Origin of the sequence: Cellulophaga algicola DSM 14237 (assembly GCF_000186265.1) — a bacterium.
Classification (GTDB): Bacteria; Bacteroidota; Bacteroidia; order Flavobacteriales; family Flavobacteriaceae; genus Cellulophaga; species Cellulophaga algicola.
Map to the genome: position 1 here is coordinate 458678 of NC_014934.1, position 25876 is coordinate 484553.

Consider the following 25876-nt stretch of genomic DNA (forward strand, 5'->3'; position numbering starts at 1 on the left):
TATGCTTTTCAAATTTAAATGCTTCCTTTAATTACAACCACAACCACCACCAGATTTACCCCCATTGGCACCTGCTGCCGCTTCACGATAAATTTGGAAATTAGTCTCGAATTGATCCATACTTTTTGCTGACAAAGCCATTTCTTCATCATTTAAATAAACTTTATCATATTCTTTAACAACAACACAAGATGTAGCGCAAATAGTTACTACAACTAATAAAATACCTTTTCGCATAGTCTTAAAATTACGGATTATTATCAAACTTAATTCCATTACTTTTATGAATTTTATTTTCAGAATCTACAATAATAACCTCCGTACCTTTTAATTGATTGATGAAGGAAATACCTGTATCTATCCCCATAATAAAAACTGCAGTAGCCAAAGCGTCACACAATTCTGCGCTTTTAGAAAGTACAGAAACACTATTAATGCCTTTAGATGGGTATCCTGTTCTTGGATCTATGATATGAGAATATTTCTCCCCGTCAATAACTACATATTTTTCATAGTTTCCTGAAGTTGCTATAGAAGACTCATCTAAAGGCATCCACGAAAATACGTTCTCCTTCTCTAAAGGATTACTTATCCCTACAATCCATTTTTCTCCTGTAGCTTGCCTACCCCAAGTGGTTAAATCTCCTGAGGCATTAATTACACCCGCAAACACTTTTTTTGAAATCATTAGTGCTTTTGCCTTCTCTGCAGCATATCCTTTACCTAGCGCACCAAAACCAATTCTCATACCTTCCTTTTTTAAAAAGACTGTAGAATTCTGTTGGTCTAATATTATATTTTCATAACCTACCCTAGCAATAGATGTTGTAATTTGTTCTGGTGTTGGCGGATACTTCATCGTACCATCAAATTTCCAAACTTGATCCATGGAAGCGTATGAAATATCAAATGCACCGTCTGTAATTTCAGAAACTTTAATTGCCCGCTCAATTAAACCAAATAATTCTGGGCAAATTTTTACAGGTTTTATTCCTGCATTTCTATTAATCTCTGAGGTTTCAGAATTTTCATCCCAAGAAGATATTATCTTTTCTATTCTACTGATTTCCGCAACCACCTCCGCTATATTTTTCTTAGCAGCACTCTCTGCTTCTGCAACAATAGTAATATCAAACCGAGACCCCATAAGCCTCATGGTCTCTACCAAGGTTACATACTTTTTTTCTTGACTATTTACCAATACCGTAAAGAATATCAGCAAATAAAGGGGGAAGTTTTTCACTCTAAAAATTCGTTTAAGACCGAAATATACTCATTTGGCGTCACTTTTTTATATCCAGTTTCACCTAATTTATCTCCTTCTACATTTAAAATCACCACAAGCGGAAAATATCCTTTAGAGTTGTATTTATCCGCTAATAATTTATGCCGATTTTCTATTCCTTCAGAAAGTTTATTAGCTGTACGCCGCGGAAAATCTGCTTTATACAATACATAATTTTCTTCTGCATATTTCTTAAACTCTTCTGACTGCCAGATATCACGGTCTAATTTAATACACGGAGCACACCAATCTGAACCAGCGAATACTAGAACTATAGGTCGATTTGTTTTTTTTGAAAGTGTTTGTGCGTCAGCAAATGTTTTTTTGCCAGTTTTGTGCATTAACAACCATCACACACAAAAATATACTTAGAAAAAACAGCTTTTTCATAATCAAAAATATTACGCTTCAAAAATACGCAACATATCATCTGCTAAAACTTCTGTACTATAAATTTTTAAAGGCCTACCTTCTGATGTACTATTTAGAGGGGTACCATCTTGCGCAAATCTAGAACCATGAACATCACAATAAAAAATCCCTACATTATCTGGTGATGCAAAACGAACTTGATCATAACCTTCATGACTACATATTTGACTTGCAGCCACAAATTCACCTTCTAAATTTTTTACGATTACCACTAAATCTTTAAGAATAAAACCTCCATTACTAGTTAGATTTACTGCTTCGGCAGAATTTAAATCAATTGTAAAATCTATCCCTGTAGGTTCTTCTACAACCTCTCCTTCAATCTCGTTATCACCACTATCAGAAGAACAACCATGTAAACATGAGAATGTAAGTGCAAATGCTGCTCCAGCACCTAGAGTTTTTAAAAAAGCTTTTCTTTCCATAATACTATTCCGTTTAATGACACAACGAAAAACTACCGCTTATCGTATGTATTAATATACAAAAGTTCCTTTTGGACTCTTTATCGTTAATTTCTTTTCTTCGCTTTCTTCTACCCGACCTACGATTCTACCGCGGACACCAAAAGTATCGGCTATCTGAATTAAATCTAAAGCAATAGCTTCATTTACATAAAACTCTAAACGATGTCCACAATTAAATACCTGATACATTTCTTTCCAATCTGTTTTAGACTGCTCTTGTATTAGGTTGAATAATGGTGGTACTTCAAAAAGATTATCTTTTATAATATGAAGGTTATCAATAAAATGAAGAATTTTAGTTTGCGCCCCACCACTACAGTGTACCATTCCATGAATATCTTCGCTAGTGTATTTCTCTAAAACTTTTTTAACTATTGGAGCATAAGTACGTGTTGGCGATAATACTAACTTACCTGCATCCAATGGCGCATCTTTAACAGCATCCGTTAGTTTTATTTTACCTGAATACACTAAATCTTCAGGCACTTCCGCGTCATAACTTTCAGGATACTTATCGGCTAAATATTTAGAAAACACATCATGGCGCGCAGAAGTTAATCCATTACTCCCCATTCCTCCATTATATTCTGTTTCGTAATTGGCCTGACCAAAAGATTCTAATCCTACGATAACATCCCCGGCTTTTATATTAGCATTATTTATAACATCACTTCTTTTAAGTCTTGCCGTTACTGTAGAATCTACAATAATAGTGCGCACTAAATCTCCTACATCAGCCGTTTCTCCGCCAGTAGAATGTATTGTTACTCCATGCTTTTTTAAATCTAAAATTAATTCTTCGGTACCATTAATAAGTGCCGAAAGTACTTCTGCCGGTATCTTATTCTTGTTTCTACCTATTGTAGAAGATAACATAATATTATCTGTAGCTCCTACGCAAATTAAATCATCAATATTCATAATTAAGGCATCTTGAGCAATACCTTTCCAAACTGATAAATCGCCAGTTTCTTTCCAATACATGTATGCCAAAGACGATTTTGTTCCTGCACCATCGGCATGCATTACCAAACAATAAGCATCATCATTGGTTAAATAATCAGGTACAATTTTACAGAATGCTTTTGGAAACAATCCTTTATCTATATTTTTAATAGCACTATGCACATCTTCTTTTGATGCCGAAACACCTCTTTGATTATACCTTTCGCTGTTTGATGAACTCATGAATGTTGATTTTCGACAAAAATAGTGGAATCATAAAAAAAAGCACCCCTATTTGAGTGCTTTTAGTTAAAAAAAATGTGATATTATTTTTGAAATAATAATTCCCGGTACTTTGTTAGTGGCCAAAGATTATTATCCATTAGACTTTCTAGCTTATCACAATGCAAGCGAATCTTATTAAAGTACGGTTTTACCGTATCACAATACGCAAAAGCCTTTTTATCAATGTCTTTTAATCGATTAGCACTTCTACGCGCATCTGTCATTAAATCTGATTGCTTTTTAACATCTGCAATATGTTCTGCAATTTGTTCTATAAGCGATAATTGACCGTCTGTTAATTTTTTATGTGCAGCACCATAAATATCTTTTAGTCCCATTACATTCTTAATCAATTCATTCTGATACTTTACAGCAGCAGGAATTATATAACTATAGACCAATTCATTATACATTCTACCCTCTATTTGTAGCTGAAAAATATAAGTCTCTAATTCCACTTCCTTTCGAGCAGAAATTTCTACCTCACTCATGACTTTCATAGTCCTGAATAAATCTAAACTCTCTTTAGAGGTTAAAACCTGAAGTGCAGAGGGGGTGTTTTTATTATTGCTTAATTTTCTACGTTCTGCTTCTTTCTCCCATTCATCGCTATACCCATCGCCATCAAAACGAATACGTTTTGATGTCTTTATATATTCCCTTAAAACATTAAAAACAGCCTCGTCTTTTTTGAGACTCTTTTTATCTATAAGAATATCTACTTCTTTCTTAAAATCTATCAGTTGTTTTGCGACAATAGTATTTAATACTGTCATTGGTTTAGCGCAATTGGTCTTAGCTCCTACTCCACGCATTTCAAATTTATTCCCTGTAAAAGCAAATGGGGATGTTCTATTTCTATCTGTATTATCTAATAAGATTTCCGGAATTTTCCCAACAACATTTAGTTTAAGCTCCGTTTTTTCTTCAGGTGATAATTTTCCATGAGAAACTCCTTCTAACTCATCTAATACATTGCTTAACTGGGTACCTACAAAAATAGAAAATATAGCTGGTGGAGCTTCATTTGCTCCTAATCTATGATCATTACTTGCAGATGCTATAGATGCTCTAAGCAATTCCTCATAGGTATCTACCGCTTTTATAGTATTAATAAAGAAGGTTAAGAATTGCAGGTTTTTCATTGGCGTAGAACCAGGACTTAATAAGTTTACCCCTGTATCTGTTGCTAAGGACCAATTATTATGCTTTCCAGATCCGTTTATGCCTGCAAATGGCTTTTCATGAAATAGAACTTTAAAATGATGTTTATCTGCAATTTTATCCATAACATCCATTAGTAGTAAATTATGATCTACTGCTAAATTAGCCTCTTCAAAAACTGGAGCAAGCTCAAACTGATTTGGAGCTACCTCATTATGCCTAGTTTTTACTGGAATACCTAGTTTAGTACACTCTTTCTCTAAATCGCTCATGAAACTTAATACGCGATCTGGAATCACTCCAAAATAATGATCATCTAATTGTTGCCCCTTCGCGGCCTGATGTCCTATTAAGGTTCTACCCGTCATTACGATATCTGGTCTAGAAACAGCTAAAGCTTTATCCAATAAAAAATATTCCTGTTCCCAGCCAAGTGTTGCATTTACTTTAGATACATTTTTATCAAAATATTTAGCCACAGCAGTTGCCGCCTCATCAACAGCGCCCAATGCCCTTAATAAAGGAGCCTTATTATCTAAAGCCTCTCCTGTATAGGATACAAATATTGTTGGAATACACAGTGTAGTCCCATAAATGAAAGCTGCGGACGTAGGATCCCATGCAGTATATCCCCTAGCTTCAAATGTATTTCGGATTCCTCCGCTCGGAAAACTAGACGCATCTGGTTCTTGCTGCACTAATTGCCCGCCTCCAAATTTCTCTAAAGCACGACCATCAGGCAATAAATCAAAAAAAGCATCATGTTTTTCTGCTGTTGCACCCGTCAAAGGCTGAAACCAATGTGTATAATGCGTAGCACCCATAGTAATAGCCCAAGATTTCATAGATTCTGCTACCTGATCTGCTATTTTTCGATCTATTTTAGAACCTGAAAATATTGCACTTTGCACACTTTCAAGCGCATCTTTAGTTAAATACTGAAGCATGCGCTCTTCATTAAAAACATTCACACCGAAAAGTTCTGAACGTCTACCTTTTTCTTCGATAGGAATACGTTCACGGTCTTGGCTTTTAGAAATAGCCTCTAATCTTATTTTAGACATAATTATAACCCGGATTACATTGCTTGCAAAATTAACGATTTAATAATTTAATCAGCAAAAAATTAAATTAAATATAAAATACCCCAAAAAAAATACACCTTCATCGAATTATAATGAATATTTTGACATTTACCCCCTAAAAAACGAGAAGTAACGCTAAAAAAATTTATTTTTGTTGGAATCTATAAAGAATTATAATTAGTTAATATTATGGCCAAAATTAAATTAGAATACATCTGGTTAGATGGGTACTTTCCAACACAAAACATGCGAAGCAAGACAAAAGTTGAAGAGCATGAAGACTTTAAAGGTACAATTGAAGAAATTGGTAATTGGTCTTTTGACGGATCATCTACGAGACAAGCCGTAGGCGGATCTTCTGATTGTTTATTAGTTCCAGTTGCAATTTATCCAGATCCAGACAGAATTAATGGTTACTTAGTTATGACCGAAGTTATGAATCCTGACGGGACACCACACGTTTCTAACGGAAGAGCAACTATAGACGATGAAGATTCTGATTTCTGGTTTGGTTTTGAGCAAGAATATTTTATCATGGATAACAAAACTCAATTACCTTTAGGTTTCCCTATTGGTGGTTACCCTGCTCCACAAGGAATGTACTATTGTTCTGTTGGTGGTAAAAATACGCACGGTAGAGGTTTAGTTGAGAAACATGCTGATTTATGTATTGAAGCTGGTTTAAACTTTGAAGGTATCAATCAAGAAGTTGCTTCTGGACAATGGGAGTATCAATTGTTTGCTAAAGGTGCTAAAAAGGCAGGTGATGAAATCTGGATCTCTAGATACCTATTAGATCGTTTGACAGAAAAATATGGTTACTATATAGATTATCACCCAAAACCATTAGGAAAAGACATGGACTGGAATGGTTCTGGTATGCATGCTAACTTCTCTAACGAGGTTTTAAGAACTTGTGGCAGTAAAGAAGTTTATGCTACAATATGTGAAGCGTTCAGACCATTTGTAAAAGAGCATATTGCTGTTTATGGTGAGTTTAACGACCAACGTTTAACTGGATTACATGAAACTGCATCTATCAATGATTTCTCATGGGGTGTTTCTGATAGAGGAGCCTCTATCCGTATTCCATTAATTGCTGTTCAAAAAGGATATAAAGGATGGTTAGAAGATAGACGTCCTGCTTCAAATGGTGATCCATACAAAATTGCAGCTAGAATTATCAAAACGGTAAAAACCGCTAAGATTTAAATTATAAAATTATTTTTATACACAAAAAGAGCTGTTGATTATTTAACAGCTCTTTTTTTATACTTCTATTTCTACTTACGGCACTACTATAGTGTAAAATAAACAAAAGTGAGGTAAGTAAGCAACAATACAATTCCTTCCCATTTTCCTAAATGCATTCGCTTAGGAAAGAATACCATTGGCAATATTAAAAACGATATGCCTAACATCCAGAAAATATCATTATCTAAAAGTCCTAAATCTTTGACTTTAATTGGTGTTATAATTGACGTTATCCCTAAGACTGCTAATAAATTAAAAATATTAGACCCTATTAAATTACCCAAAGATATTGCTTTTTCCTTTTTTATTATAGCTATAATAGACGCCGCTAATTCTGGTATACTAGTACCTATTGAAATTACTGTTACTGCTATTACACGTTCACTTACTTTATAAAACTCTGCCAAGCCAACTGCTCCCATAATTAATAATTCTGAACCTCCCCATAAGGCGACTCCCCCTAAAATTAAGAATAATGCCGTTTTATAATTTGGTAATAAAATATCATCCTCAGGTTTTTCATCTTCGACCGCTTGTTTTTGAAAACGCAGTAAATAGATTAAAAAAGCAAATAGAAAAACAACCATAATAATCCCCTCATAACGCTGAATCTCATGATCAAAATAAATAAAGCCAAAAAATAATAATGAGGCTATCATCATTACAGGCCAATCTGTAGTATAAAAACTCTTTTTAACATCCATAGCGCCCAAAACTATAGTCACCCCTAGTACTAGCCCTAAATTTGCAATATTAGACCCTACTACGTTACCTACTGCTAAATCTGGAAAACCATCTAAGGCTGCTTTTATACTCACGATAAGTTCGGGTGCCGAAGTTGCAAAAGAAACCACAGTCATCCCTATTACAATTTTAGGAATATTTAACCGAAGTGATAAGGCCACTGCCGCTTTTAGAAGCCAACTACCCCCAAAAATTAAAAGCACCAAACCAGCAATGATAAAAAGGATATTTTGCATTCTTATGTTTTTTTGACAAATATAAAGGAAGTACTAATCTTATAATACCGTTTAAATCATATTAATTTTTAATTCAAAAACCTTTTTAGAAACAGAAGAGTACTTGAATAACTGTGAGACTATACAGTGATAAAAACCATTTTATTGGGCGACAAAAAGTGTTTCTCTGAGTAGGCATACTTCTCTGTAAAAAAATGAAAGCTATAAAAAAAGTGGTAAAAAACACCAAAACGCCCTTGGTGTGCAACACAACATTCAAAAACACACTACAATACTTTTAATTTAAAACAAAAAACACCTAATTCACTACAATATTAAAACAGCAATACAGCAAAGTAAGTTTCATTTTAAAACAAATTACATTAAAACAATAGCATAATCATATGCACTTTTAATAAATCGGATAGTACAATTTGCTTGATAGTATTACTATTATATATATTCATCAAACAATCGATTATAAACTATTTATAACCTTTAAAACTTTCAACTATGATTATTCTCGCTAAACTATTATTATTAATGATGTTGTCACTGATCATGACTATTGCATAATAAAAAATCATATAGGCCTATATTTACAAAAGACTGTCACCAATGGCAGTCTTAATTATTAAATTTTACAGCTATATTTGCGTAAAGATTAGAAAATGAAGAAATCTATATTCAAAATTTTAGCAAAACTGAATACCCTAATTCTTCCTTCATTTACCAAAAAGAGATTAGATTTAGCCAAAGCTTCAAAATTTCAATTAGCACTTATTGGTTGGCGCTATTATGTAACCACTAATGCATTGGATTAATACGCTATTTTAGATTAAAAAAACCATACCCTGTAATTGACACGTTTTACAAAAAAAATTGCTTAAAGTTAATAAGCTTATCAAAACGTAAAATACAGAATAGATCCTTTCCCAAAGTATACACCCTGTTTTACTATTAACTTGTAGCTCTTAAACCATTAAAGAGCAATTCTCCTGATTTTAAAAAAAGCCAAATAACGCATTTAATTTAGTTCTTGACACCGGTATAAAGTTAAGTTTTGGCTTTAAAAACTAAAAATTGTATCTAATTATTCAAAGAACGCCACTCATTTGCGGTATTATTCAACATTTATGAATTACGCAACAAAGCTGTAACACTCTTAAATACAATACCTTGATTTAAAAAATAAAGAATTTCGTGCATACACTTTTAAAATTCGAACTTTTTTACGAATTCTTATTTTGCTGTAACGTTAAAAAGAAATATATTTGCAGCCCGTTAAGGGTGAAAAAATGGCCTCGTGGCGCAACTGAATAGCGCACTTGATTACGGCTCAAGAGGTTACTGGTTTGAATCCAGTCGAGGTCACCACTAAAATCAAAGCTTCCAAGAAATTGGAAGCTTTTTTGTTTTATTATATTCACACTTTTCTATTATTAAGATCATCCAGACTATACCAGATATTTAAAAATCTTCAAGTTTACTTTCATTGATTATAAAAATAATTCTTTTTTTTTAGAGCTACACTTACTACATCTTTTAGGCATTTATCATAATGAATATATACCAGTTGCTTAATGCTTTGTAAATTTCATTATTTTTACTCCATATTGTAACGGGAAATATATTACCCGAATTACGTATATTTGTGTAATATATTACACGTTATGTCTAAAAACAATTCAATACTCCTACCAAAACTAGAGCGCTTGCTAGAAGAAATGGGAGAGCAAATAAGGTTAGCACGTCTAAGAAGAACGTTAAGTGCAGATCAAGTTGCAGAACGAGCAGGTACGAGCAGAAGAACATTATATTCGATAGAGAAAGGGAAAAGTTCTGTTGGTATTGGTATTTACCTTAAAGTATTAAACGTACTCGGATTAGAAAAAGATGTTTTAAATATTGCAAAGGATGATGTTCTTGGTCGAAAATTACAAGACATAGGGTTAACCACTAAAGAACGTGCTCCAAAAAGAAACTAAGAAATGAAAAGGACAATATATGTTTATGCCGATTGGTTAGAATTTGATTCTCCTGTATTAATAGGTGAATTGTATTCAGAGACTTTAAGAGGCAAAGAGGTGTTTTCTTTTACTTATCATAAAGATTGGTTGCAATCTGATTATGCATATCAATTAGATCCAGATTTGGGTCTGTTTGAGGGTATACAATATTTGAGTGATGAAAAATCAAATTTTGGATTGTTTTTAGATTCTTCTCCTGACCGTTGGGGTAGAGTGCTAATGAAAAGAAGAGAAGCTGCATTTGCTAGGAAAGAAGAAAGAAAAATTGATAAATTATTTGAAACTGATTTCTTATTAGGTGTTTTTGATGATCATAAGATGGGTGCTTTACGTTTTAAACTTGATAAGAAAGATTCTTTTTTAAATGATAATAAAGAATTAGCAAGTCCACCTTGGACATCTATTAGAGAACTAGAGCAAATAAGTTTACGCTTAGAAGATGATAGTAGTTTAGATGATCCTGATTATCTAAAATGGTTACAAATGTTAATTTCTCCTGGTTCTTCTTTAGGAGGTGCAAGACCAAAGGCAAGTGTTTTAGATAACAAAGGTAATTTATGGATTGCTAAATTTCCAAGTAAAAATGATGGTGACGATATTGGTGCATGGGAAATGGTAACCTACCAATTAGCCATTCAATCTGGTATTGAAATGGCGGAGTCTAAGGCTGAAAAATTTAGCAGTAATCAACATACCTTTTTAACGAAACGTTTTGATAGGACAATTAATGGTAAAAGGATTCATTTTGCATCTGCAATGACATTATTAGGCTATACGGATGGTACAGATGCATCAACCGGTGTTAGTTATTTAGAATTAGTAGATTTTATTACAAAACATGGTGCAAACACTGAAAATGATTTAAAACAATTATGGAGAAGAATTGTTTTTAGTATTTGTGTTTCTAATACAGATGACCACTTAAGAAACCATGGTTTTTTATTGACCGATAAAGGCTGGATTTTATCACCTGCCTATGATATAAACCCCGTTGAAACAGGTATGGGTTTAAAATTAAATATTTCTGAGGATGATAATGCTTTGGATCTTGATCTTGCTTTGGAAGTTGCTCCTTATTTTAGGCTAGAAAAAGAGGATGCGAAAATTATAATTGATGAAATTTTAGCTGTTATTTCTCAATGGAAAAAATATGCCACTAAATTTGGAATTTCTCGATTGGAACAAGAGCGCAAGGCGGAAGCTTTTTTCAAATAATCTCTTTAGCGATCTGATGGTCCAATGCTAAAGTAGCATACATTTGTTTGAGTTTGAGGTTCTCTTCTACTAAAAATTTAAGACGCTTTAGTTCTTTAGAATTTACACCTGCATAATTAGAACGTCACTTATAAAACGCGGCTGAACTAACACCATGGTTTCAGGTATTATCTGCTACAGATTTGTCGTGTTCAAACTCCTTTAATATAGAAGTGATTTGCTGTGGACTGAATTTGTTTTTTCTCATAATTACCGTTTAAGGTTAAATCTATTTTTACACTTTTAAACAGTTTGGTTTTAAGAGGAGCTTACATTATGATTTACAGGAGTTTTTTTTATTAGTATAATTAGCCTTTAACTGTCTCTTTAAATAACAAATAAGACTATAGCAAGAGGCTCCAGTTCTTCTCTTAATACCGTCAAATACATTTGGCTCAAATTAAAATATCAATCCAATCAAAAAAAAATTCTATAAAGCTAATTCGTCATAAAACTAGAACGTAATTTTCCACTTAGAAGTTATATTTCTGTAAAACTTCATAAACTGGATTATATCAATTATTTTTATCAAATAAATTACAAGTATGAAATGGCAAGGCAGACGTCAAAGTTCAAATGTAGACGACCAAAGAGGTAGGTCTAGTTCAAAAAGAGGTACCGGTGGTTTTAATCCCATGTTACTTGGACCATTATTTAAACTTCTATTTTCAAAAGTCGGTCTAGTTATCGTCGGAGTGCTACTTTTATTTTCATTTATTACTGGAAATAATCCATTAAATTTTATTGGTAATTTATTTCTTGGTGGCAATAGTAACAATCAAGCAGTGTCAAGCACACCCTATCAAGGCACTGAGAAAGAAAATGAACAAGCTGCATTCAGTGCTACTATACTTGCCAGTACTGAAGATGTATGGAATGATATTTTGGATAATTATAGAGAGCCAACATTAGTTATTTTCACAGGCCAGGTTACATCTGCCTGCGGCTCTGCTTCTAGTGCCACTGGGCCTTTTTATTGTCCTGGTGACGAGAAATTATATCTTGACCTTAGCTTCTTTCAAGATATGGAAAACAAAATGAATGCCCCTGGAGATTTTGCACAGGCATACGTAATTGCCCATGAAGTTGGCCACCATATTCAAAACCTTATGGGAACAACCGATAAATTAGATAAACTCAGAGGACAAGTAAGCAAAACAGAATTCAATAAATATTCCGTTCGATTAGAGTTACAGGCAGACTTTTTAGCTGGTGTTTGGGCAAACCACTCACAAAGTATGACTCAAATGATGGAAAATGGTGATCTTGAAGAGGCTCTCAATGCCGCCAATGCTATTGGAGATGACCGTTTACAGCGCCAGTCTACAGGAAAGGTAGTCCCAGATTCTTTTACGCATGGAACATCTGAACAACGGATGAGATGGTTTAAGAAAGGGTTTGAAACCGGAGATATTTCTCAGGGAGATACTTTTAGTGCAACCTCTCTTTAGGCCACTCAAAGTAAGTACTATATTACTTTAGAATACTCTAAAAATTTAAGCTTGCATAGGGATGACAGCTCTTATAAATAATATTGAGTCAGATGGTATTACAAGTCATTAATTTCTTTTACTTAGATTTTAGCTGAGATAAAATACTAGTTTAAGTTTTTATTACACCCATTTTTATTGAACCACAGTAGTAGATACAAGTATAGAAATAAAATAAACGAATCATCATAGTTTAGTATACCCCTTTTCTTTTTTTCCTTTTTATTTTAAACACCGCTATACTTTATATGAAAAGAACATTAGTTAAATTTAGAAATAGCGCTTTTAGGAGATATCTAAGGAAATATCAAAAATATGCTCCTCTTGTATTCTTTATTGGCGGATTTATATTTGATTCTTTAACTCTTGGACGTATTGACAGATTGTATGATTTAATAGTTTTATGCTTACATATGTCATCCTTGACCGTAGCCCTGTATCTCTATAATTTAGCGGACGATGGTAAATGGAAAAACACCGTACTTGAGCGTTATCAGGAATATCTCCCATTAGCTATACAATTCTTTTTCGGTGCGCTTTCCAGTGCATATGTCATTTATTTTTCTCGCAGTGTTTCTCTGTCTAAGACAATTTCATTTTTTATTATTCTGGTTTCATTATTGGTTGCTAATGAATTTTTAAAAAAACAGATTTCCAATAAGTACCTACAATTTAGTCTCTACTTCTTTGTAAACTTTACCTTTTTCACTTTTATGATACCCGTATTCATAAAAGTAATGAATACAAACATTTTTATAATATCGGGTTTACTCAGCTTACTATTTACCATACTATTCATATTCGTCATTTATCGCGTTAGCCCGAGTACTCGTAAAGAAATACATATTGGAAGAATTCTGGGTATTGTATTCATCATGTACGCTTCCATTAATATATTTTATTACTTTAGACTCATTCCTCCCGTACCTCTTGCGTTAGCAAATGGTATTGTAGCACACAATGTTGAAGTGAAAAACCATAATTATGTAGTTACCTACGAAACTGATGAATCGTACGTATTCTGGAGGGAACATAGGCTAAAATTCATTCATAATCCAGGTGAAAATGTATATATTTTTACCTCAATATTTGCTCCAACAGATATTGAAAAGTTAATATCACACCGTTGGAATTGGTATGATGATACGATTAACGAATGGCAAGTGATTGAAGATATAGGCTATGATATTACAGGAGGCAGAGATGCTGGTTATCGCGGCTATACATTTAAAAATAATTTAAAACAAGGATTATGGAAGGTTGAAGTCATTACAAAAGAAGAGCTTATTTTAGGCGTGGTTGACTTTGAAATCATTATTAACCCTACCCTGCACCCAAGGGGCTTAGTCGTAAAAAATTTTTAATTACTAATGGGGTTTCAAAACCTGACATTAGAAAAATGAATAGCGAAGGAGCATTTTTTAACATTTAAGTCTCTTAACTCATCTAATTAAAATAAAGCCCAGTCCTACCAATCCCATAGTGTTCAATTGCTACAATTACAAAGTACTCATAACGTATTGAATAAATAACCAATGAACTACCCTCAAAGCATGTATCTACCAGAATTGCAGATACTATAATTCATTAGATAGATAACTGAATACACTAGAGGGAATTAGCCTACAAAACTGCTTTAAAAATAAAATATATTTCCTGAAATCTTGAAACATAATCAGAAAATTATATAACAATTCTAGCACGAGTATAATTCATCTTTACCGAACACCAAAAACTTCAACCATGAAAAATAAACACTACGTAACAATAGCTACTTCTACCGAAAAAATTATTCTTACTACAGATGAAATATTCTTACACGAAAGTCTTATTCGTGCACAATTTTCAAAAGAAGATGATGGATTGGGTTCTGAAATGGCTTAGTATACCTTAGAAAAAAGTCCCCTATAGACTTGGAATTATCTAAAAATATCTCACAGCTAAATTAGCTTAAAAGGAGTACATATTAACTCCTACCCTATCTTACAATTATAAAAAAAAGAGTATAAACAGTTAATAACTCTAGTTCTTTTACTAGCGTTGTTTTAAAGTTTGACTATTTGTTTAATGTAATGAAACGCAACAAAACAAACCTATTGAACTTCTCAATAAATTTTATTTTAAATACTATAGTCATTTACTTATTTAGAAAGCTTCATTAGTTACAACCGAATACGATCTAAGTAAACTCACTTTATACTTCAAGTATAAGCTTTAGCAGATAACATTTTACGATTAGCGGTTAACTCTGTCCGTTTTTTAGATTTAATCCAACTAAACTATAAAAAGGATTTAGCTGAACCCATATCGATTCCTTTTGTGGATATATTAAATAGCTTTGGAAAATTATACATAATATATAAAAACACCCCTAAATATAGCCAACGTTAACGAACAAAATCAATTCCCGAGGTACCAAAACAGGCACAATAAAACGCATGATAAATAAAATATTATGACACTATTCTATCTTAAATATTAAATTATTCATTTTTTTTGGTTAATTTTCTTCCTTTATCAATATTTTTACCCCTATAAATCTCTGAACTTAGCATTAAATCTTAGCTAAAATAAAAATTAAAACTAATGAAACTAACCTACAAGCAAACTGAGAATAGACCTGAGAACTCGTTTCTTGCTAGACAAGATAGACTGCCATGTATTGAGCAAAATTGGCATTTTCATAAGGAGTTAGAGCTAATATATTTTATTAAAAGTACAGGTACTAGATATGTAGGCAACTCCATAGGTAATTTTGCTCCAGGTGAGCTATATTTAATCGGTAGCAATGTACCACACCTCTTCAAAAATCATAAAGAATATTACGCAGACAAGCTAGAGGATGAAGCGGTAGATTTGGTTGTGATTAAATTTGTCCCTGATTTTTTAGGGGATGGTTTTTTAGATTTAGCTGAATCAAAAAAAATACAACTCTTATTTCAACGTGCAAATATGGGCTTAAAATTTTCTAACGCAGCTAGTTATTTAGTCCATAACTATATTTTAGGTTTAATAGGAAACCAAGGGCTCTCTAGAGTAATAGGCCTATTGCAAATCTTAGATATTCTATCTGTAGGAGAAAATTATAAAACCTTATGTTCTGAAGTTATTACAAATACCTACAGTAAAAATGAAAAAGATCGAATGGGTAGAGTCATTACTTTTTTAACTGAAAATTTTGATAAGAAAATAGAATTAGAAGAAGTAGCGGCTATCGCCTATATGACTCCTAATGCATTTTGTCGTTATTTTAAAAAACGTACATTAAAATCTTTTACGCAATATTTAAATGAAATTCGGTTAAGACACGCTTGTAAACTTTTGATTGAAGGCGAAATGCAAATAGCAACAGTTTGCTATCAATCTGGCTTTAATACCTTAACCAATTTCAACAGGCAATTTAAAAATCTGATGAAAGTTACCCCTTCCGAATACATGGAAAAATACAATAAAAGTTTAATGAGTAATTAATATGGTATTAAAAATTAAAATAATTTAACAGCCATTAATCTTAGGGTATAATAGTGCTATTTTTAGATAAAGTTAAAGAACCCAAAATAACAAGCTTCCTTTATTTTTGATTCTATAAAAACCTGCCTAATCCTCATTTATGTCTGCAACAGTTATTCTAGTACTATGTATTGTCTTATTAATTGTAGCCGTTACAATTCTTAAAATTCACCCTATTCCTGCCTTATTAGTTTTTGGTTTATTGCTGGGCTTAGCTACTGGCGGTACCGTAACCACAGTCACAGAAAGTCTTTTAAATGGTTTTGGGAATACGTTAAAATGGATAGGCCTAATCATTTTCTTTGGAGCTTTTTTAGGTGAAATACTCTCCAAATCTGGGGGTGCAGAAATTATCGCTAATACCCTTATTAAATTATTTGGAACAAAATTCCTACCGTTAAGCATGGCAGTAATAGGTTTTTTAATTGGAATTCCTGTTTTTATGGATGTCGCTTACCTAACCTTATTGCCTACGCTTCATGTATTATCCAAAAAATCTGGTCATTCCATATTAGTGTTGGGTCTTTCATTAGCCATGAGTTTAACTGTTGCCCATGCGCTAGTCCCCCCCACTCCAGGCCCTTTAGCTGTCGCGGCTATATTAGAAGTAAATGTTGGTGAAATTATACCCTTAAATATGCTAATTGCTATTTGCGCTATTGCGGGAGGTTTAATCTGGTTAAAACTAAACAAGAATTTTTTAAAACAAACAAAAATTCAAGAGTCTATTGAAATTAACACTAAGGAACATCAAATTAAGGGCTTTAAGAGATTACTCCCTTTTATAGCACTTTTACTTCCTTTGGCTTTGATGTCTATTGGCTCTTTTTTTAATACCGAAAATCAATATATTGCTTTTATTAAAAACCCTATGTGGGCATTATTAATAGGTATTCTATGCGCACTTCCCCTTTTACCTTCAAAAAAATTTAGTAGTACTGTAAATCAATATTTTCAAAATGCTGCTACAAAAACTGCCATTGTAATCTTAATAACAGGTACAGGAGGCGCTTTCGGACAAGTAATAAAAGATACTGAAATAGTAAATTCTATGTTTGCTAATGTTAATGCTACTGGAGTTATGACAGTAATAATTCCTTTTCTCTTGAGCATGTTATTTACTACAATTACCGGTTCTATTACTGTTTCATTGATCACTACGGCATCAATTGTAGCCCCATTAATAGCTAATGGCACACTCGACCCACAGTTTACTACTGCAGCTATCTGCACAGGATCATTAGGCATAATTCACGTAAATAGCAGCTTCTTTTGGCTCTTTAAGGAAGTACATGATGTGTCGGTTAGTAAACTTCTAAAATCCTTTAGCCTACTCTCTTTTGTCGTATCTCTATTTGGCGGATTTACAGTACTATTGGCATACTATTTTAAAGAATTACTCTAAAACAGTATAAGTATCCCCATTAACGGTTAAAATAATGCCTACTTGGGGTAAAATCATTGAATACAAGCATTGCTTATTCTTTTTTCTTTGTAATGGCATGATAGAGAATAGTTTTCCATGTACTAATTTACAAACTATTCATCTAAAAATACAATCAATATGAATGAGTATACCTTAGCTATAACCCTAGTTGTGTTCGCTAGTTTCTTTCAAGGAACTTTCGGATTAGGTATGAAGAATATAGCCCCGTTAAAATGGGAGGCTTGGTGGGTAATTCAATCTTTAGTAGCTATGATTATAGTGCCAGTAGCCTGGGCTCTTTTTGTTATTCCAGATCTTTTTGAGATTATCCAGCAAACTGAAAACTTTACATTATTCATTTCTGCCTTTTACGGTTTACTATGGGGCATAGGTGGCATTTTATTTGGTATTAGTGTTGAAAAAACAGGAATCTCCATCACTTATGGTATTGTAATGGGGCTCGCTGCATCTGTAGGCTGTATAATTCCTTTATTCCAAATAGAAGGTGCATTCGCACAACCCTCATTTCCTATAATAGTATGCGGCGTTGTACTTCTTTTAGTTGGAGTAACGATAACTGCAATTGCAGGAGTAAAAAGAGATCAATTAAAGGAGCAGAATTCAACAGCAAATAAATCAATTAAAATTGGAGTACTTATCGCAGTAGCATCTGGTATTTTATCCGCCTTTTTAAACGTAGGTTTTATTAAAGCGGGTCCTGTTGCGAAATTAGCGGTAGAAGCTTATAATACCTCTACACAAAATGCTAGTCTAGCCTCATGGGTAGTGGTTCTTGTAGGAGGATTTGTCATGAATGGCGGCTATGCATTATTCCTATTGATAAAAAATAACTCATGGAGTTCCTTTAAAGTAAAAAATAGTAAGAAAGCCTATTTCTGGTCCGTATTAACGGGGGTTTTCTGGTTTTCAGCCTTAGGAGTTTACGGCCAAGGAGCTGCACTGATGGGAGATTTAGGCCCCGTAATTGGCTGGCCTATACTCTTAGGTTTAGCATTAATCATTAGTAATATTTGGGCATATCGTGCAGGAGAATGGAAAGATGCACACAAGCCTTTCAAAATTCTCTTAACAGGCTTAGCCGTTTTAATAGGAGCAATTTGCTTATTAGGATATGCAAATTATTAAGACTTATAAATTAAAAACAAACCATTAATTTCTTGTAATCAAACACAGGAAACTTTATAAAATATCGACTAGGCATGAAGATCAAATCAATAGAACCTTTCGTAATTAGCCATAAGCTAGATACACCTTTTTATTTCTCACAATGGCAATATGATACCCGAAAAATATGCCTTGTAAAAATTACTTTAGAAGACGGTACCTATGGCTGGGGAGAAGGGTATGGTCCTGCCAATGTTATAAAAGCTGGAATTGAATTTTTTGAACCTTTTTTAATTGGTAAAATTGCCATTGAAAACGAGGTCCTTTGGCAAGAAATGTATCGTAGATCCATGGATTATGCCCGAAGCGGAACCTTACAAGCCTCTATAAGTGCCATTGATGTTGCTCTTTGGGACATTAAAGGAAAACTTCTAAACTTACCTGTTTCTGTTCTTTTAGGCGGGTTAAAAAATCCGATTATTGAACCCTATGCAACAGGATTATATTTTACACGAGTAGAAAACTTAGAGCAATCGCTTATAGCAGAGGCCTTGCTTTACAAATCTCAAGGATTTAAAGCTATAAAAATGAAAGTAGGCTTAAGTGTAAATGAAGACATTAAATACGTTGGTGCAATACGTAAAGCTATTGGTCCTAATGTGCGCTTAATGATAGACTCTAACCATGCGTATTCCTACAAAGAGGCTATAGAATTAGCTAGAAAAGTAGAGAAATATGATATCTCTTGGTTTGAGGAACCTGTTTCTCCAGAAGATTACTCTGGCTATAAAAAATTAAGAGCAAACACTACAATTCCTATCGCTGGTGGAGAATGTGAATACCTTAAATTTGGTTTTAAACGTTTATTAGAAAATGAATGCGTTGATATTGCGCAACCCGATATTTGCGCCGCAGGCGGATTAACAGAAGCAAAGAAAATTGCCACTTTAGCACAGGTCTTTAACAAAGATGTAGTACCACATACTTGGGGGACCTGGATCGCTATTAGTGCAGCAGCACATTTTATAGGTAATTTAGATAAAAATCCTGGTAGGATGTATAATGATCTTCCAACTATGGAATTAGACAGAACAGAAAACGCCTTAAGGGATATTGTAACTAAGGGCGAAATAAATGTGGTAAACGGACAGTTTTGTGTCCCTACGTCTCCCGGATTAGGTGTTGATGTAGACTTGAATAAATTAGAAGAATATCTTGATAAAGAAATACACCAAAATGAAAACAAATTTAAAATTCGGTCATAAAAAGTTATATATAAATGGGGAATTAAGAGATGCTTCTAATGGAGCTTCTTTTGATGTCATTTGCCCTGCAGACGAGCAAGTCGTTGCAAACCTTGCTTGGGCGAGTAAAGAAGATACTCAACTTGCTTTATCTAGTGCTCAAAAAGGATTCGAATATTGGTCAACATTACCTATTACCGAACGTTTAGATTGGATTGATAAGCTAAGAAATAAATTAATTGAAAATAGTGATTTATTACGAGAAAGTATCATGTATGAAATGGGAAAAACTTGGGAAGGTAGCGCCGAAGACCTTACGAGTATTACCAATTCTCTTAAATATTATGCCGAAGAAATTGTAAAACGTCATGATATTAATATTGACGATAAAGAAGGCACACATTCACATTATGTAAAATCGCAACCTTTGGGTGTTGTCGTGGCATTTTTAGCCTATAACTTTCCGTTATTAAACCTAGGTTTTAAACTGGGACCAGCACTTGCGGCTGGGTGTAGTATTATACTAAAACCATCAGAATTCTCGCCGCTCTCTGCTTATATTATCGGAGCGCTATGCAAAGAACTAAATTTCCCTAAAGGGGTTATTACTATTATAAGTGGCGACGTAGAAAATGTTGGAATTCCACTTTGCGAAAGCAAAATTCCACGCCTGATTACAATGATAGGTTCTACAGAAACTGCACAAAAATTAATAGCACAAAGCAGTAAAACATCTATTAAAAGATACAGTATGGAATGTGGTGGAAATGCCCCATTTATAGTTTTTGATGATGCTGATTTAGAATTAGCAATCACAATTGGAGCTGCACTTAAAACAGGCAACACAGGTCAAATTTGTGTTGCTCCCAATAGATTTTTTATCCATGAATCTGTAATTGATGCTTTTACTGATGGCATGGTAGCCAAGTTTAAAAATACAGTTATTGGCTTCGGAAAAGAGAATAAGCCAGACATGGGGCCCATGACCAATAAACAATCCGTTTTAAAAGTAAGTAAGATTGTAAAAGATGCTATAGCACAAGGCGGGAAATTAATTTATGGAGGAAAACCTATCAATAGAAAAGGATTTTATTTTGAACCTACCATAATCCGAATGGATGATAATAATGCTGCAATTTTACAAGAAGAAATTTTTGGACCCATAGCTAATATTGTTACTTTTAGCTCTAAAGAAGAAGTTTTAGAATTAGCCAATAATACAGATGCTGGATTAGCTTCTTATGTCTTTTCTAAAAATACTGACACTTTAAATTATTTTGCTGATAAATTAGAATTTGGCGAGGTACAATTGAATGGTGTAAAATATGATATCTACCTACCTCATGGCGGAGTAAAAAATAGCGGAATAGGTGTAGACTGCTCTACTTATGCTTTAGATGATTATTTAGCTAAAAAGAGGGTAACAAAAGCTTTGATATAAATGAAAAAACGTGAATATTTTATTAGTTGTGACTGGGGAACCTCCAATTTTAGATTGAGAGTTGTAGAAAATTCTAGCTTAAAAATACTAGCGGAACATAAAACAGACCAAGGTATAAAGTCATTATATGAAAAATATTTAACTCAGACGGTAAAAGATCAAACCACTTATTTTGCGGAGTATTTAGCTTCCGAAATTTCAAATTTACCTAAAATACATAGAAAACACATTGTAGTAGCAGCTGGTATGGCATCTGCTAATATTGGTCTGTATGAAATGGATTATGCCGATTTTCCTTTAAACGGAAATGGAGATAATTTAAAATGGAAACATTTAAAACTTCCTAATAATCTAGAACTTCTGCTAATATCTGGAGCAAAAACCAACTCTGAAATGATGCGAGGAGAAGAAATACAAGCGGTAGGCTTAAATGATCAATTAACTCCTTATCAAAAAGGAGTCTTAATATTACCAGGAACGCATAGCAAACATCTCACATACAGGAATTCGCAATACCTAGACTTAAAAAATTTCATGACAGGAGAGCTGTTTGAAGTACTTTCTCAAAAAAGTATTCTTTCAAATTCTATTCTTAAAGAAAATACGATTATTAATGAAAATGTTTTTATTGAAGGGGTAAAGCTGGGCCTAAAAGGACTTTTAAGTGAGCGTTTATTTTCGGTTAGAGCTAGGCACATATTGGACCATAAACCTAAAGAAGATAATTACTATTTTTTAAGCGGACTCCTAATTGGTGATGAAATAAAATACTTAGCGAATACTGTTGATACCATTTTTTTAGTAGCTCCAGATCCTGTATTCAGTCTCTACAAAATAGCATTAGAACAAATAATTATAAAAGAAAAACTAATCCTTTTAGATGGTCACTATCTAGAAAAAGCACTCTTAATTGGCCAACAAAAAATATTAAAAAATTATGACCAGTAAAACATCATTTTCTTGGGATGCTTATAACAAAGCTCCAATTGTAGGGATTATACGAGGCGAAAGTATTGATATTGTTCGCGAAATTGCCAAATCTTATATTGCCGCAGAATTGTTTACCATCGAAATTACAATGAACACAAAAGATGCTGACAAAATCATTACAATGCTTAGAAGCGAATTTCCTAATTTAAATGTAGGTGCTGGTACCGTCTGCAATATAAATGATTACGAAAAAGCTATAGAAGCTGGTTCCCAATTTATTGTAACACCTATCATTGACGAAGTAGTAATCAAAAAAGCCGTTTCTGATAATATTCCGATTTTCCCAGGAGGTTATTCTCCTACGGAAATCTATAAAGCATGGGATTTGGGTGCTTCTGTTGTTAAAATTTTTCCAGCCACGCTACTGGGGCCTACTTACGTAAAAGATGTATTAGCACCTCTAAATAAAATAAAACTGCTACCAACAGGAGGCGTTAATAAAGATAATATAAAATCTTTTTTTGCTGCCGGAGCTACTGGTGTTGGCATGGGTAGTTCACTATTAAACAAGCAACTTATTAAAGAGAGAAATTTTGATGGTTTAACAGAATATTTCAAAAATATAAAGTCAGAAATACAAGAGTATATAAAATAATCTTCTTGTATTTATTCTAGAATAAAAGCCACTTAACATAGCATCGCTAAAATAATATAACACCTAATAATTTCTAGTATGAACTACGAATTTAGCCATATCGGCATACCTACAACTGAAGAAAAAGCGTGGGATGGTTTTTACGAACCTGGAAAAATACATTACACAGCGTTTGATAAAGACGAGTACAATATAGAATGGGTAAAATTTGATACTGACAGTCCAATGCCAGAGTTAATACGCACCATACCACACGTAGCTTACTTTGTAGATAATATGGAAGATGCTTTACAAGGCAAAGATATTTTAGTGGATACTTTTTCTCCTGGCGAAGGCGTGCGCGTAGCTTTTATAAAACACAACGGTGCTCCTGTAGAGTTTATGGAGATAAAAGACGCATAAAGGATATTTAAAAAATTAAAAAATGACCAACCTTAGCCCAACTAAAAAAAGATATAATATTCTGGCCTTGATATTTGGCACGGTTGTAATTAATTATTTAGACAGAACCAATATATCTGTTGCTGCTTCCGCAATTAGTGAATCTTTAGAGCTTAGTACAGTGCAAATGGGGCTTATTTTTTCCGCATTTGGATGGACTTATGTTGCATTGCAAATTCCTGGCGGTCTTATTGTTGATAAAATTAGATTACGTGTTTTGTATGCTGTAATGCTATTTTGTTGGTCTATTGCTACCTTACTTCAAGGTTTTGTAAACTCTTTTTCTGTTTTATTAGGCTTAAGAGCTAGTATTGGTGTATTTGAAGCCCCGTCTTACCCTGCAAATAATGCCATCGTAACTAAATGGTTTCCAGAAGAAGAAAGAGCATCCGCAATAGCCATTTACACCTCTGGTCAATTTATAGGTTTAGCATTTTTATTTCCTATACTGGCATTCATACAAGATAAATTAGGTTGGCGAGGATTACTCGTAGTCTCTGGGGTAATCGGTATTATTTGGGCGTTTATTTGGTATTTTATTTACAGAGATCCAGACACGCATAAAACAGTAAATAGAGAAGAATTAGACCATATCCAAAAAGGTGGTGGTTTAGCAAATGGTTCTAATTCAGAAACTAAAACAAAAATCAATTGGTCTGATTTAGCAGAGGCATTCAAATACAAGAAATTATGGGGGGTTTATTTAGGACAATTTTGTGTAGGCTCAGTATCTATATTCTTTCTAACGTGGTTCCCTACCTATTTGGTAGAATACCGCGGCTTAGATTTTATTAAATCTGGATTTTTAACCTCTTTACCTTTTTTAGCCGCTTTTTGTGGTGTTTTACTTTCTGGTTTCACATCAGATTATTTAATAAAAAAAGGAAAAACAAAAGAATTTGCACGAAAAACACCTGTGCTAATCGGACTTTTACTTTCTACGACTATCATTGGCGCCAACTTTACTGACAGTACTTTTTACATTATTTTATTTTTAGCTATAGCCTTTTTCGGAAATGGTTTAGCATCTATCACTTGGGTTTTCGTATCCTTATTAGCTCCAAAACGCTTAGTAGGTTTAATAGGAGGCGTTTTTAATTTAGCAGGTGGCTTATCTGCTGTTGTTGTGCCGTTTGTAATAGGAATCCTCGTAAAGGATGGTGACTTTAGTCCCGCATTATATTTTATAGGAGCAATGACCCTAATAGGATTTTTATCATTCTTATTTATTGTAGGTAAGGTTGAAAGGGTTGATGAAATAAAAAAGAAATAAAATGAAAATATCAGACATAAAAACATACCCGATTAATGTAGGTTTCGGTAGTCAATTAGTGGTAAAAGTAGAAACCAATAAAGGTATTTATGGCTACGGGACTTCTGGTTTATCTGGGAGAGAATTAGCAGTAATAGGTGCAATTGAGCATTTTAAAACGAGTTTAATTGGTAAAGACCCTAATAACATTGGCGCCATTTGGCAGGACTTGTATAGAGGGCAATATTTTGAAGGTGGTAGGGTTTTAACCGCTGCTATTTCGGCTATAGATATTGCTTTGCATGATATAAAAGGTAAAAAGTTAGGAGTTCCTGTCTATGAGCTTTTGGGAGGAAAACAAAGAGATTATATAGATTGTTTTGCTTCATTACGCTTTACCTCTAAAGAAGAATTATTTACCAGAGCAAAAATTCTAATTGCTGAAGGATGGAATGTGTTACGACTTGCTCCTGCTGAGTATGAACAAGATTCTCATGCCACTTTTGAGCCAAGAGCATCTATTGTGAAAATTGCAAACTGGGTTTCAGAATTACGTAAAGAAATTGGTTCTGCTCCCACAATTGGGATAGACTATCATCATAGATTATCTGTTGCAGAAACAGTTTCTTTTATACAACGTATGCCGGCTGGAACTCTAGATTTTATTGAGGAACCCATTAGAGACGAAAAACCCAATGCCTATGAAACTTTACGTAAAATGATAGATATTCCTTTTGCTATAGGCGAAGAGTTTGCTAGTAAATGGCAGTTTTTACCTTATTTAGAAAAAGGACTTACCCAGTTTGCAAGAGTTGATGTATGCAATGTCGGCGGATTAACCGAAGCTATGAAAGTCGCCGCAATTGCCGAAGCTCATTATATAGACTTAATGCCACACAACCCGTTAGGTCCTATCTGTACAGCGGCATCTATACACATGGCAGCCGCTTGTCCTAACTTCAATTGGTTAGAAGAAATTAATACCCCAGCAGAACAAGCGGGTACGAACAGTCCTGATTTCTACCCTATACAACCAATATTAGAGGGCGCTCGCTATCTGTTGCCCACAACACCTGGTTTAGGAGTAGAGTTTAATGAAGAATTAGCACTCAACCATAAATTTGTACCCGTAGAAACCCCTCGTTTAAAAAGAAAAGATGGGTCTTATACCAACTGGTAAACAAAACTGTAACGTAATATAA

24 protein-coding genes, 1 tRNA gene and 1 pseudogene are annotated in these 25876 nt (G+C 33.6%); 18 read left to right on the forward strand and 8 right to left on the reverse strand.

Features of this window, described 5'->3' with window-relative positions:
* Positions 1-27: 27 nt before the first annotated feature.
* The 6 genes from CELAL_RS01975 to CELAL_RS02000 form a co-directional block, all read right to left on the reverse strand.
* A complete protein-coding gene (locus CELAL_RS01975; protein ID WP_041557427.1) occupies positions 28-237 on the reverse strand; it encodes a DUF4266 domain-containing protein in 210 nt (69 codons plus the stop codon).
* 10 nt (positions 238-247) lie between these two features.
* On the reverse strand, positions 248-1243 hold the full coding sequence (locus tag CELAL_RS01980; RefSeq protein WP_013549239.1) for an FAD:protein FMN transferase: 996 nt from the start codon (positions 1241-1243) through the stop codon (positions 248-250).
* Positions 1240-1626, reverse strand: coding sequence for a thioredoxin family protein (locus tag CELAL_RS01985; protein ID WP_316928348.1), 387 nt, complete (start codon positions 1624-1626; stop codon positions 1240-1242). Before CELAL_RS01985 ends, CELAL_RS01980 begins: the two co-directional genes overlap by 4 nt.
* Positions 1627-1686: 60 nt before the next feature.
* Positions 1687-2142 carry a QcrA and Rieske domain-containing protein gene (locus CELAL_RS01990; RefSeq protein WP_013549240.1) on the reverse strand — a complete coding sequence of 152 codons (456 nt, stop codon included), beginning with the start codon at positions 2140-2142 and terminating at the stop codon, positions 1687-1689.
* A 51-nt stretch (positions 2143-2193) separates the two neighbouring features.
* Positions 2194-3372, reverse strand: a complete 1179-nt coding sequence (locus CELAL_RS01995; protein WP_013549241.1) for an AIR synthase related protein — start codon at positions 3370-3372, stop codon at positions 2194-2196.
* Positions 3373-3455: 83 nt separating this feature from the next.
* The gene (locus CELAL_RS02000; RefSeq protein ID WP_013549242.1) at positions 3456-5642 is read right to left on the reverse strand and encodes a glutamine synthetase III family protein; all 2187 of its coding nucleotides are present in this window, start codon (positions 5640-5642) and stop codon (positions 3456-3458) included.
* A 210-nt stretch (positions 5643-5852) separates the two neighbouring features.
* On the opposite strand from CELAL_RS02000, the gene CELAL_RS02005 reads away from it, so the two are divergent.
* Complete coding sequence (locus CELAL_RS02005) at positions 5853-6875, forward strand: glutamine synthetase beta-grasp domain-containing protein (RefSeq protein WP_013549243.1); 1023 nt, start codon at positions 5853-5855, stop codon at positions 6873-6875.
* 86 nt (positions 6876-6961) lie between these two features.
* Here the strand turns inward: CELAL_RS02005 and CELAL_RS02010 are convergent, their stop codons facing one another.
* Positions 6962-7897 carry a calcium/sodium antiporter gene (locus CELAL_RS02010; RefSeq protein ID WP_013549244.1) on the reverse strand — a complete coding sequence of 312 codons (936 nt, stop codon included), beginning with the start codon at positions 7895-7897 and terminating at the stop codon, positions 6962-6964.
* A 650-nt stretch (positions 7898-8547) separates the two neighbouring features.
* Between CELAL_RS02010 and CELAL_RS02015 the strand changes: the two genes are divergently transcribed.
* The 4 genes from CELAL_RS02015 (at position 8548) to CELAL_RS02030 (ending at position 11121) form a co-directional block, all read left to right on the forward strand.
* Positions 8548-8700 carry a hypothetical protein gene (locus CELAL_RS02015; protein WP_013549245.1) on the forward strand — a complete coding sequence of 51 codons (153 nt, stop codon included), beginning with the start codon at positions 8548-8550 and terminating at the stop codon, positions 8698-8700.
* A 476-nt stretch (positions 8701-9176) separates the two neighbouring features.
* Positions 9177-9253, forward strand: a tRNA-Arg gene (locus tag CELAL_RS02020).
* A 296-nt stretch (positions 9254-9549) separates the two neighbouring features.
* Positions 9550-9864 (forward strand): helix-turn-helix transcriptional regulator, encoded by a 315-nt coding sequence (locus CELAL_RS02025; RefSeq protein ID WP_013549246.1) that lies wholly within the window; start codon positions 9550-9552, stop codon positions 9862-9864.
* Positions 9865-9867: 3 nt separating this feature from the next.
* Entirely contained in the window at positions 9868-11121 is a 1254-nt protein-coding gene (locus CELAL_RS02030; RefSeq protein ID WP_013549247.1) for a type II toxin-antitoxin system HipA family toxin, read from the forward strand.
* Here CELAL_RS02030 and CELAL_RS22550 read toward each other — a convergent pair.
* Positions 11117-11368, reverse strand: a pseudogene (locus tag CELAL_RS22550) (transposase); the annotation flags it as partial. The gene CELAL_RS02030 and the pseudogene CELAL_RS22550 overlap by 5 nt on opposite strands.
* A 337-nt stretch (positions 11369-11705) precedes the next feature.
* Here CELAL_RS22550 and ypfJ point away from each other — a divergent pair.
* From ypfJ to CELAL_RS02090, 13 genes are all read left to right on the forward strand, one after another.
* Positions 11706-12611 carry a KPN_02809 family neutral zinc metallopeptidase gene (gene ypfJ / locus CELAL_RS02035; RefSeq protein ID WP_013549248.1) on the forward strand — a complete coding sequence of 302 codons (906 nt, stop codon included), beginning with the start codon at positions 11706-11708 and terminating at the stop codon, positions 12609-12611.
* A gap of 287 nt (positions 12612-12898) precedes the next feature.
* Positions 12899-14014: a DUF2914 domain-containing protein gene (locus tag CELAL_RS02040; RefSeq protein ID WP_013549249.1), complete on the forward strand. Its 1116-nt coding sequence runs from the start codon at positions 12899-12901 to the stop codon at positions 14012-14014.
* Between the two features lie 379 nt (positions 14015-14393).
* Positions 14394-14534, forward strand: coding sequence for a hypothetical protein (locus CELAL_RS22270; RefSeq protein ID WP_013549250.1), 141 nt, complete (start codon positions 14394-14396; stop codon positions 14532-14534).
* A gap of 702 nt (positions 14535-15236) precedes the next feature.
* The gene (locus CELAL_RS02045) at positions 15237-16121 is read left to right on the forward strand and encodes an AraC family transcriptional regulator (protein ID WP_013549251.1); all 885 of its coding nucleotides are present in this window, start codon (positions 15237-15239) and stop codon (positions 16119-16121) included.
* A gap of 139 nt (positions 16122-16260) precedes the next feature.
* Positions 16261-17565 carry a GntP family permease gene (locus CELAL_RS02050; RefSeq protein WP_013549252.1) on the forward strand — a complete coding sequence of 435 codons (1305 nt, stop codon included), beginning with the start codon at positions 16261-16263 and terminating at the stop codon, positions 17563-17565.
* Between the two features lie 159 nt (positions 17566-17724).
* Positions 17725-18732 carry an L-rhamnose/proton symporter RhaT gene (locus tag CELAL_RS02055; RefSeq protein WP_013549253.1) on the forward strand — a complete coding sequence of 336 codons (1008 nt, stop codon included), beginning with the start codon at positions 17725-17727 and terminating at the stop codon, positions 18730-18732.
* Between the two features lie 74 nt (positions 18733-18806).
* Positions 18807-19976, forward strand: coding sequence for a mandelate racemase/muconate lactonizing enzyme family protein (locus CELAL_RS02060; protein WP_013549254.1), 1170 nt, complete (start codon positions 18807-18809; stop codon positions 19974-19976).
* Positions 19948-21396 carry an aldehyde dehydrogenase family protein gene (locus tag CELAL_RS02065; RefSeq protein WP_013549255.1) on the forward strand — a complete coding sequence of 483 codons (1449 nt, stop codon included), beginning with the start codon at positions 19948-19950 and terminating at the stop codon, positions 21394-21396. The genes CELAL_RS02060 and CELAL_RS02065 overlap by 29 nt, the downstream gene beginning before the upstream one ends.
* A complete protein-coding gene (locus tag CELAL_RS02070) occupies positions 21397-22344 on the forward strand; it encodes a 2-dehydro-3-deoxygalactonokinase (RefSeq protein WP_013549256.1) in 948 nt (315 codons plus the stop codon).
* Positions 22334-22981 (forward strand): bifunctional 4-hydroxy-2-oxoglutarate aldolase/2-dehydro-3-deoxy-phosphogluconate aldolase, encoded by a 648-nt coding sequence (locus CELAL_RS02075; RefSeq protein ID WP_013549257.1) that lies wholly within the window; start codon positions 22334-22336, stop codon positions 22979-22981. Before CELAL_RS02070 ends, CELAL_RS02075 begins: the two co-directional genes overlap by 11 nt.
* A gap of 78 nt (positions 22982-23059) precedes the next feature.
* Positions 23060-23383, forward strand: coding sequence for a VOC family protein (locus CELAL_RS02080; RefSeq protein ID WP_013549258.1), 324 nt, complete (start codon positions 23060-23062; stop codon positions 23381-23383).
* Positions 23384-23405: 22 nt separating this feature from the next.
* The gene (locus CELAL_RS02085; RefSeq protein WP_013549259.1) at positions 23406-24695 is read left to right on the forward strand and encodes an MFS transporter; all 1290 of its coding nucleotides are present in this window, start codon (positions 23406-23408) and stop codon (positions 24693-24695) included.
* Between the two features lies 1 nt (position 24696).
* Positions 24697-25854, forward strand: a complete 1158-nt coding sequence (locus CELAL_RS02090) for a mandelate racemase/muconate lactonizing enzyme family protein (RefSeq protein WP_013549260.1) — start codon at positions 24697-24699, stop codon at positions 25852-25854.
* Positions 25855-25876: the final 22 nt, after the last annotated feature.

Coding starts and splice junctions, on each gene's coding strand:
- CELAL_RS02060 (WP_013549254.1), top strand. CDS start 18,807: ATGAAGATCAAATCAATAGAACCTTTCGTAATTAGCCATAAGCTAGAT.
- CELAL_RS02025 (WP_013549246.1), top strand. CDS start 9,550: ATGTCTAAAAACAATTCAATACTCCTACCAAAACTAGAGCGCTTGCTA.
- CELAL_RS02065 (WP_013549255.1), top strand. CDS start 19,948: ATGAAAACAAATTTAAAATTCGGTCATAAAAAGTTATATATAAATGGG.
- CELAL_RS02080 (WP_013549258.1), top strand. CDS start 23,060: ATGAACTACGAATTTAGCCATATCGGCATACCTACAACTGAAGAAAAA.
- CELAL_RS02055 (WP_013549253.1), top strand. CDS start 17,725: ATGAATGAGTATACCTTAGCTATAACCCTAGTTGTGTTCGCTAGTTTC.
- CELAL_RS01995 (WP_013549241.1), bottom strand. CDS start 3,372: ATGAGTTCATCAAACAGCGAAAGGTATAATCAAAGAGGTGTTTCGGCA.
- CELAL_RS02040 (WP_013549249.1), top strand. CDS start 12,899: ATGAAAAGAACATTAGTTAAATTTAGAAATAGCGCTTTTAGGAGATAT.
- CELAL_RS02050 (WP_013549252.1), top strand. CDS start 16,261: ATGTCTGCAACAGTTATTCTAGTACTATGTATTGTCTTATTAATTGTA.
- CELAL_RS02070 (WP_013549256.1), top strand. CDS start 21,397: ATGAAAAAACGTGAATATTTTATTAGTTGTGACTGGGGAACCTCCAAT.
- CELAL_RS02005 (WP_013549243.1), top strand. CDS start 5,853: ATGGCCAAAATTAAATTAGAATACATCTGGTTAGATGGGTACTTTCCA.
- CELAL_RS02015 (WP_013549245.1), top strand. CDS start 8,548: ATGAAGAAATCTATATTCAAAATTTTAGCAAAACTGAATACCCTAATT.
- CELAL_RS01985 (WP_316928348.1), bottom strand. CDS start 1,626: ATGCACAAAACTGGCAAAAAAACATTTGCTGACGCACAAACACTTTCA.
- CELAL_RS01990 (WP_013549240.1), bottom strand. CDS start 2,142: ATGGAAAGAAAAGCTTTTTTAAAAACTCTAGGTGCTGGAGCAGCATTT.
- CELAL_RS22270 (WP_013549250.1), top strand. CDS start 14,394: ATGAAAAATAAACACTACGTAACAATAGCTACTTCTACCGAAAAAATT.
- CELAL_RS01975 (WP_041557427.1), bottom strand. CDS start 237: ATGCGAAAAGGTATTTTATTAGTTGTAGTAACTATTTGCGCTACATCT.
- CELAL_RS02075 (WP_013549257.1), top strand. CDS start 22,334: ATGACCAGTAAAACATCATTTTCTTGGGATGCTTATAACAAAGCTCCA.
- CELAL_RS02000 (WP_013549242.1), bottom strand. CDS start 5,642: ATGTCTAAAATAAGATTAGAGGCTATTTCTAAAAGCCAAGACCGTGAA.
- CELAL_RS02090 (WP_013549260.1), top strand. CDS start 24,697: ATGAAAATATCAGACATAAAAACATACCCGATTAATGTAGGTTTCGGT.
- CELAL_RS02045 (WP_013549251.1), top strand. CDS start 15,237: ATGAAACTAACCTACAAGCAAACTGAGAATAGACCTGAGAACTCGTTT.
- CELAL_RS02010 (WP_013549244.1), bottom strand. CDS start 7,897: ATGCAAAATATCCTTTTTATCATTGCTGGTTTGGTGCTTTTAATTTTT.
- CELAL_RS02030 (WP_013549247.1), top strand. CDS start 9,868: ATGAAAAGGACAATATATGTTTATGCCGATTGGTTAGAATTTGATTCT.
- ypfJ (WP_013549248.1), top strand. CDS start 11,706: ATGAAATGGCAAGGCAGACGTCAAAGTTCAAATGTAGACGACCAAAGA.
- CELAL_RS02085 (WP_013549259.1), top strand. CDS start 23,406: ATGACCAACCTTAGCCCAACTAAAAAAAGATATAATATTCTGGCCTTG.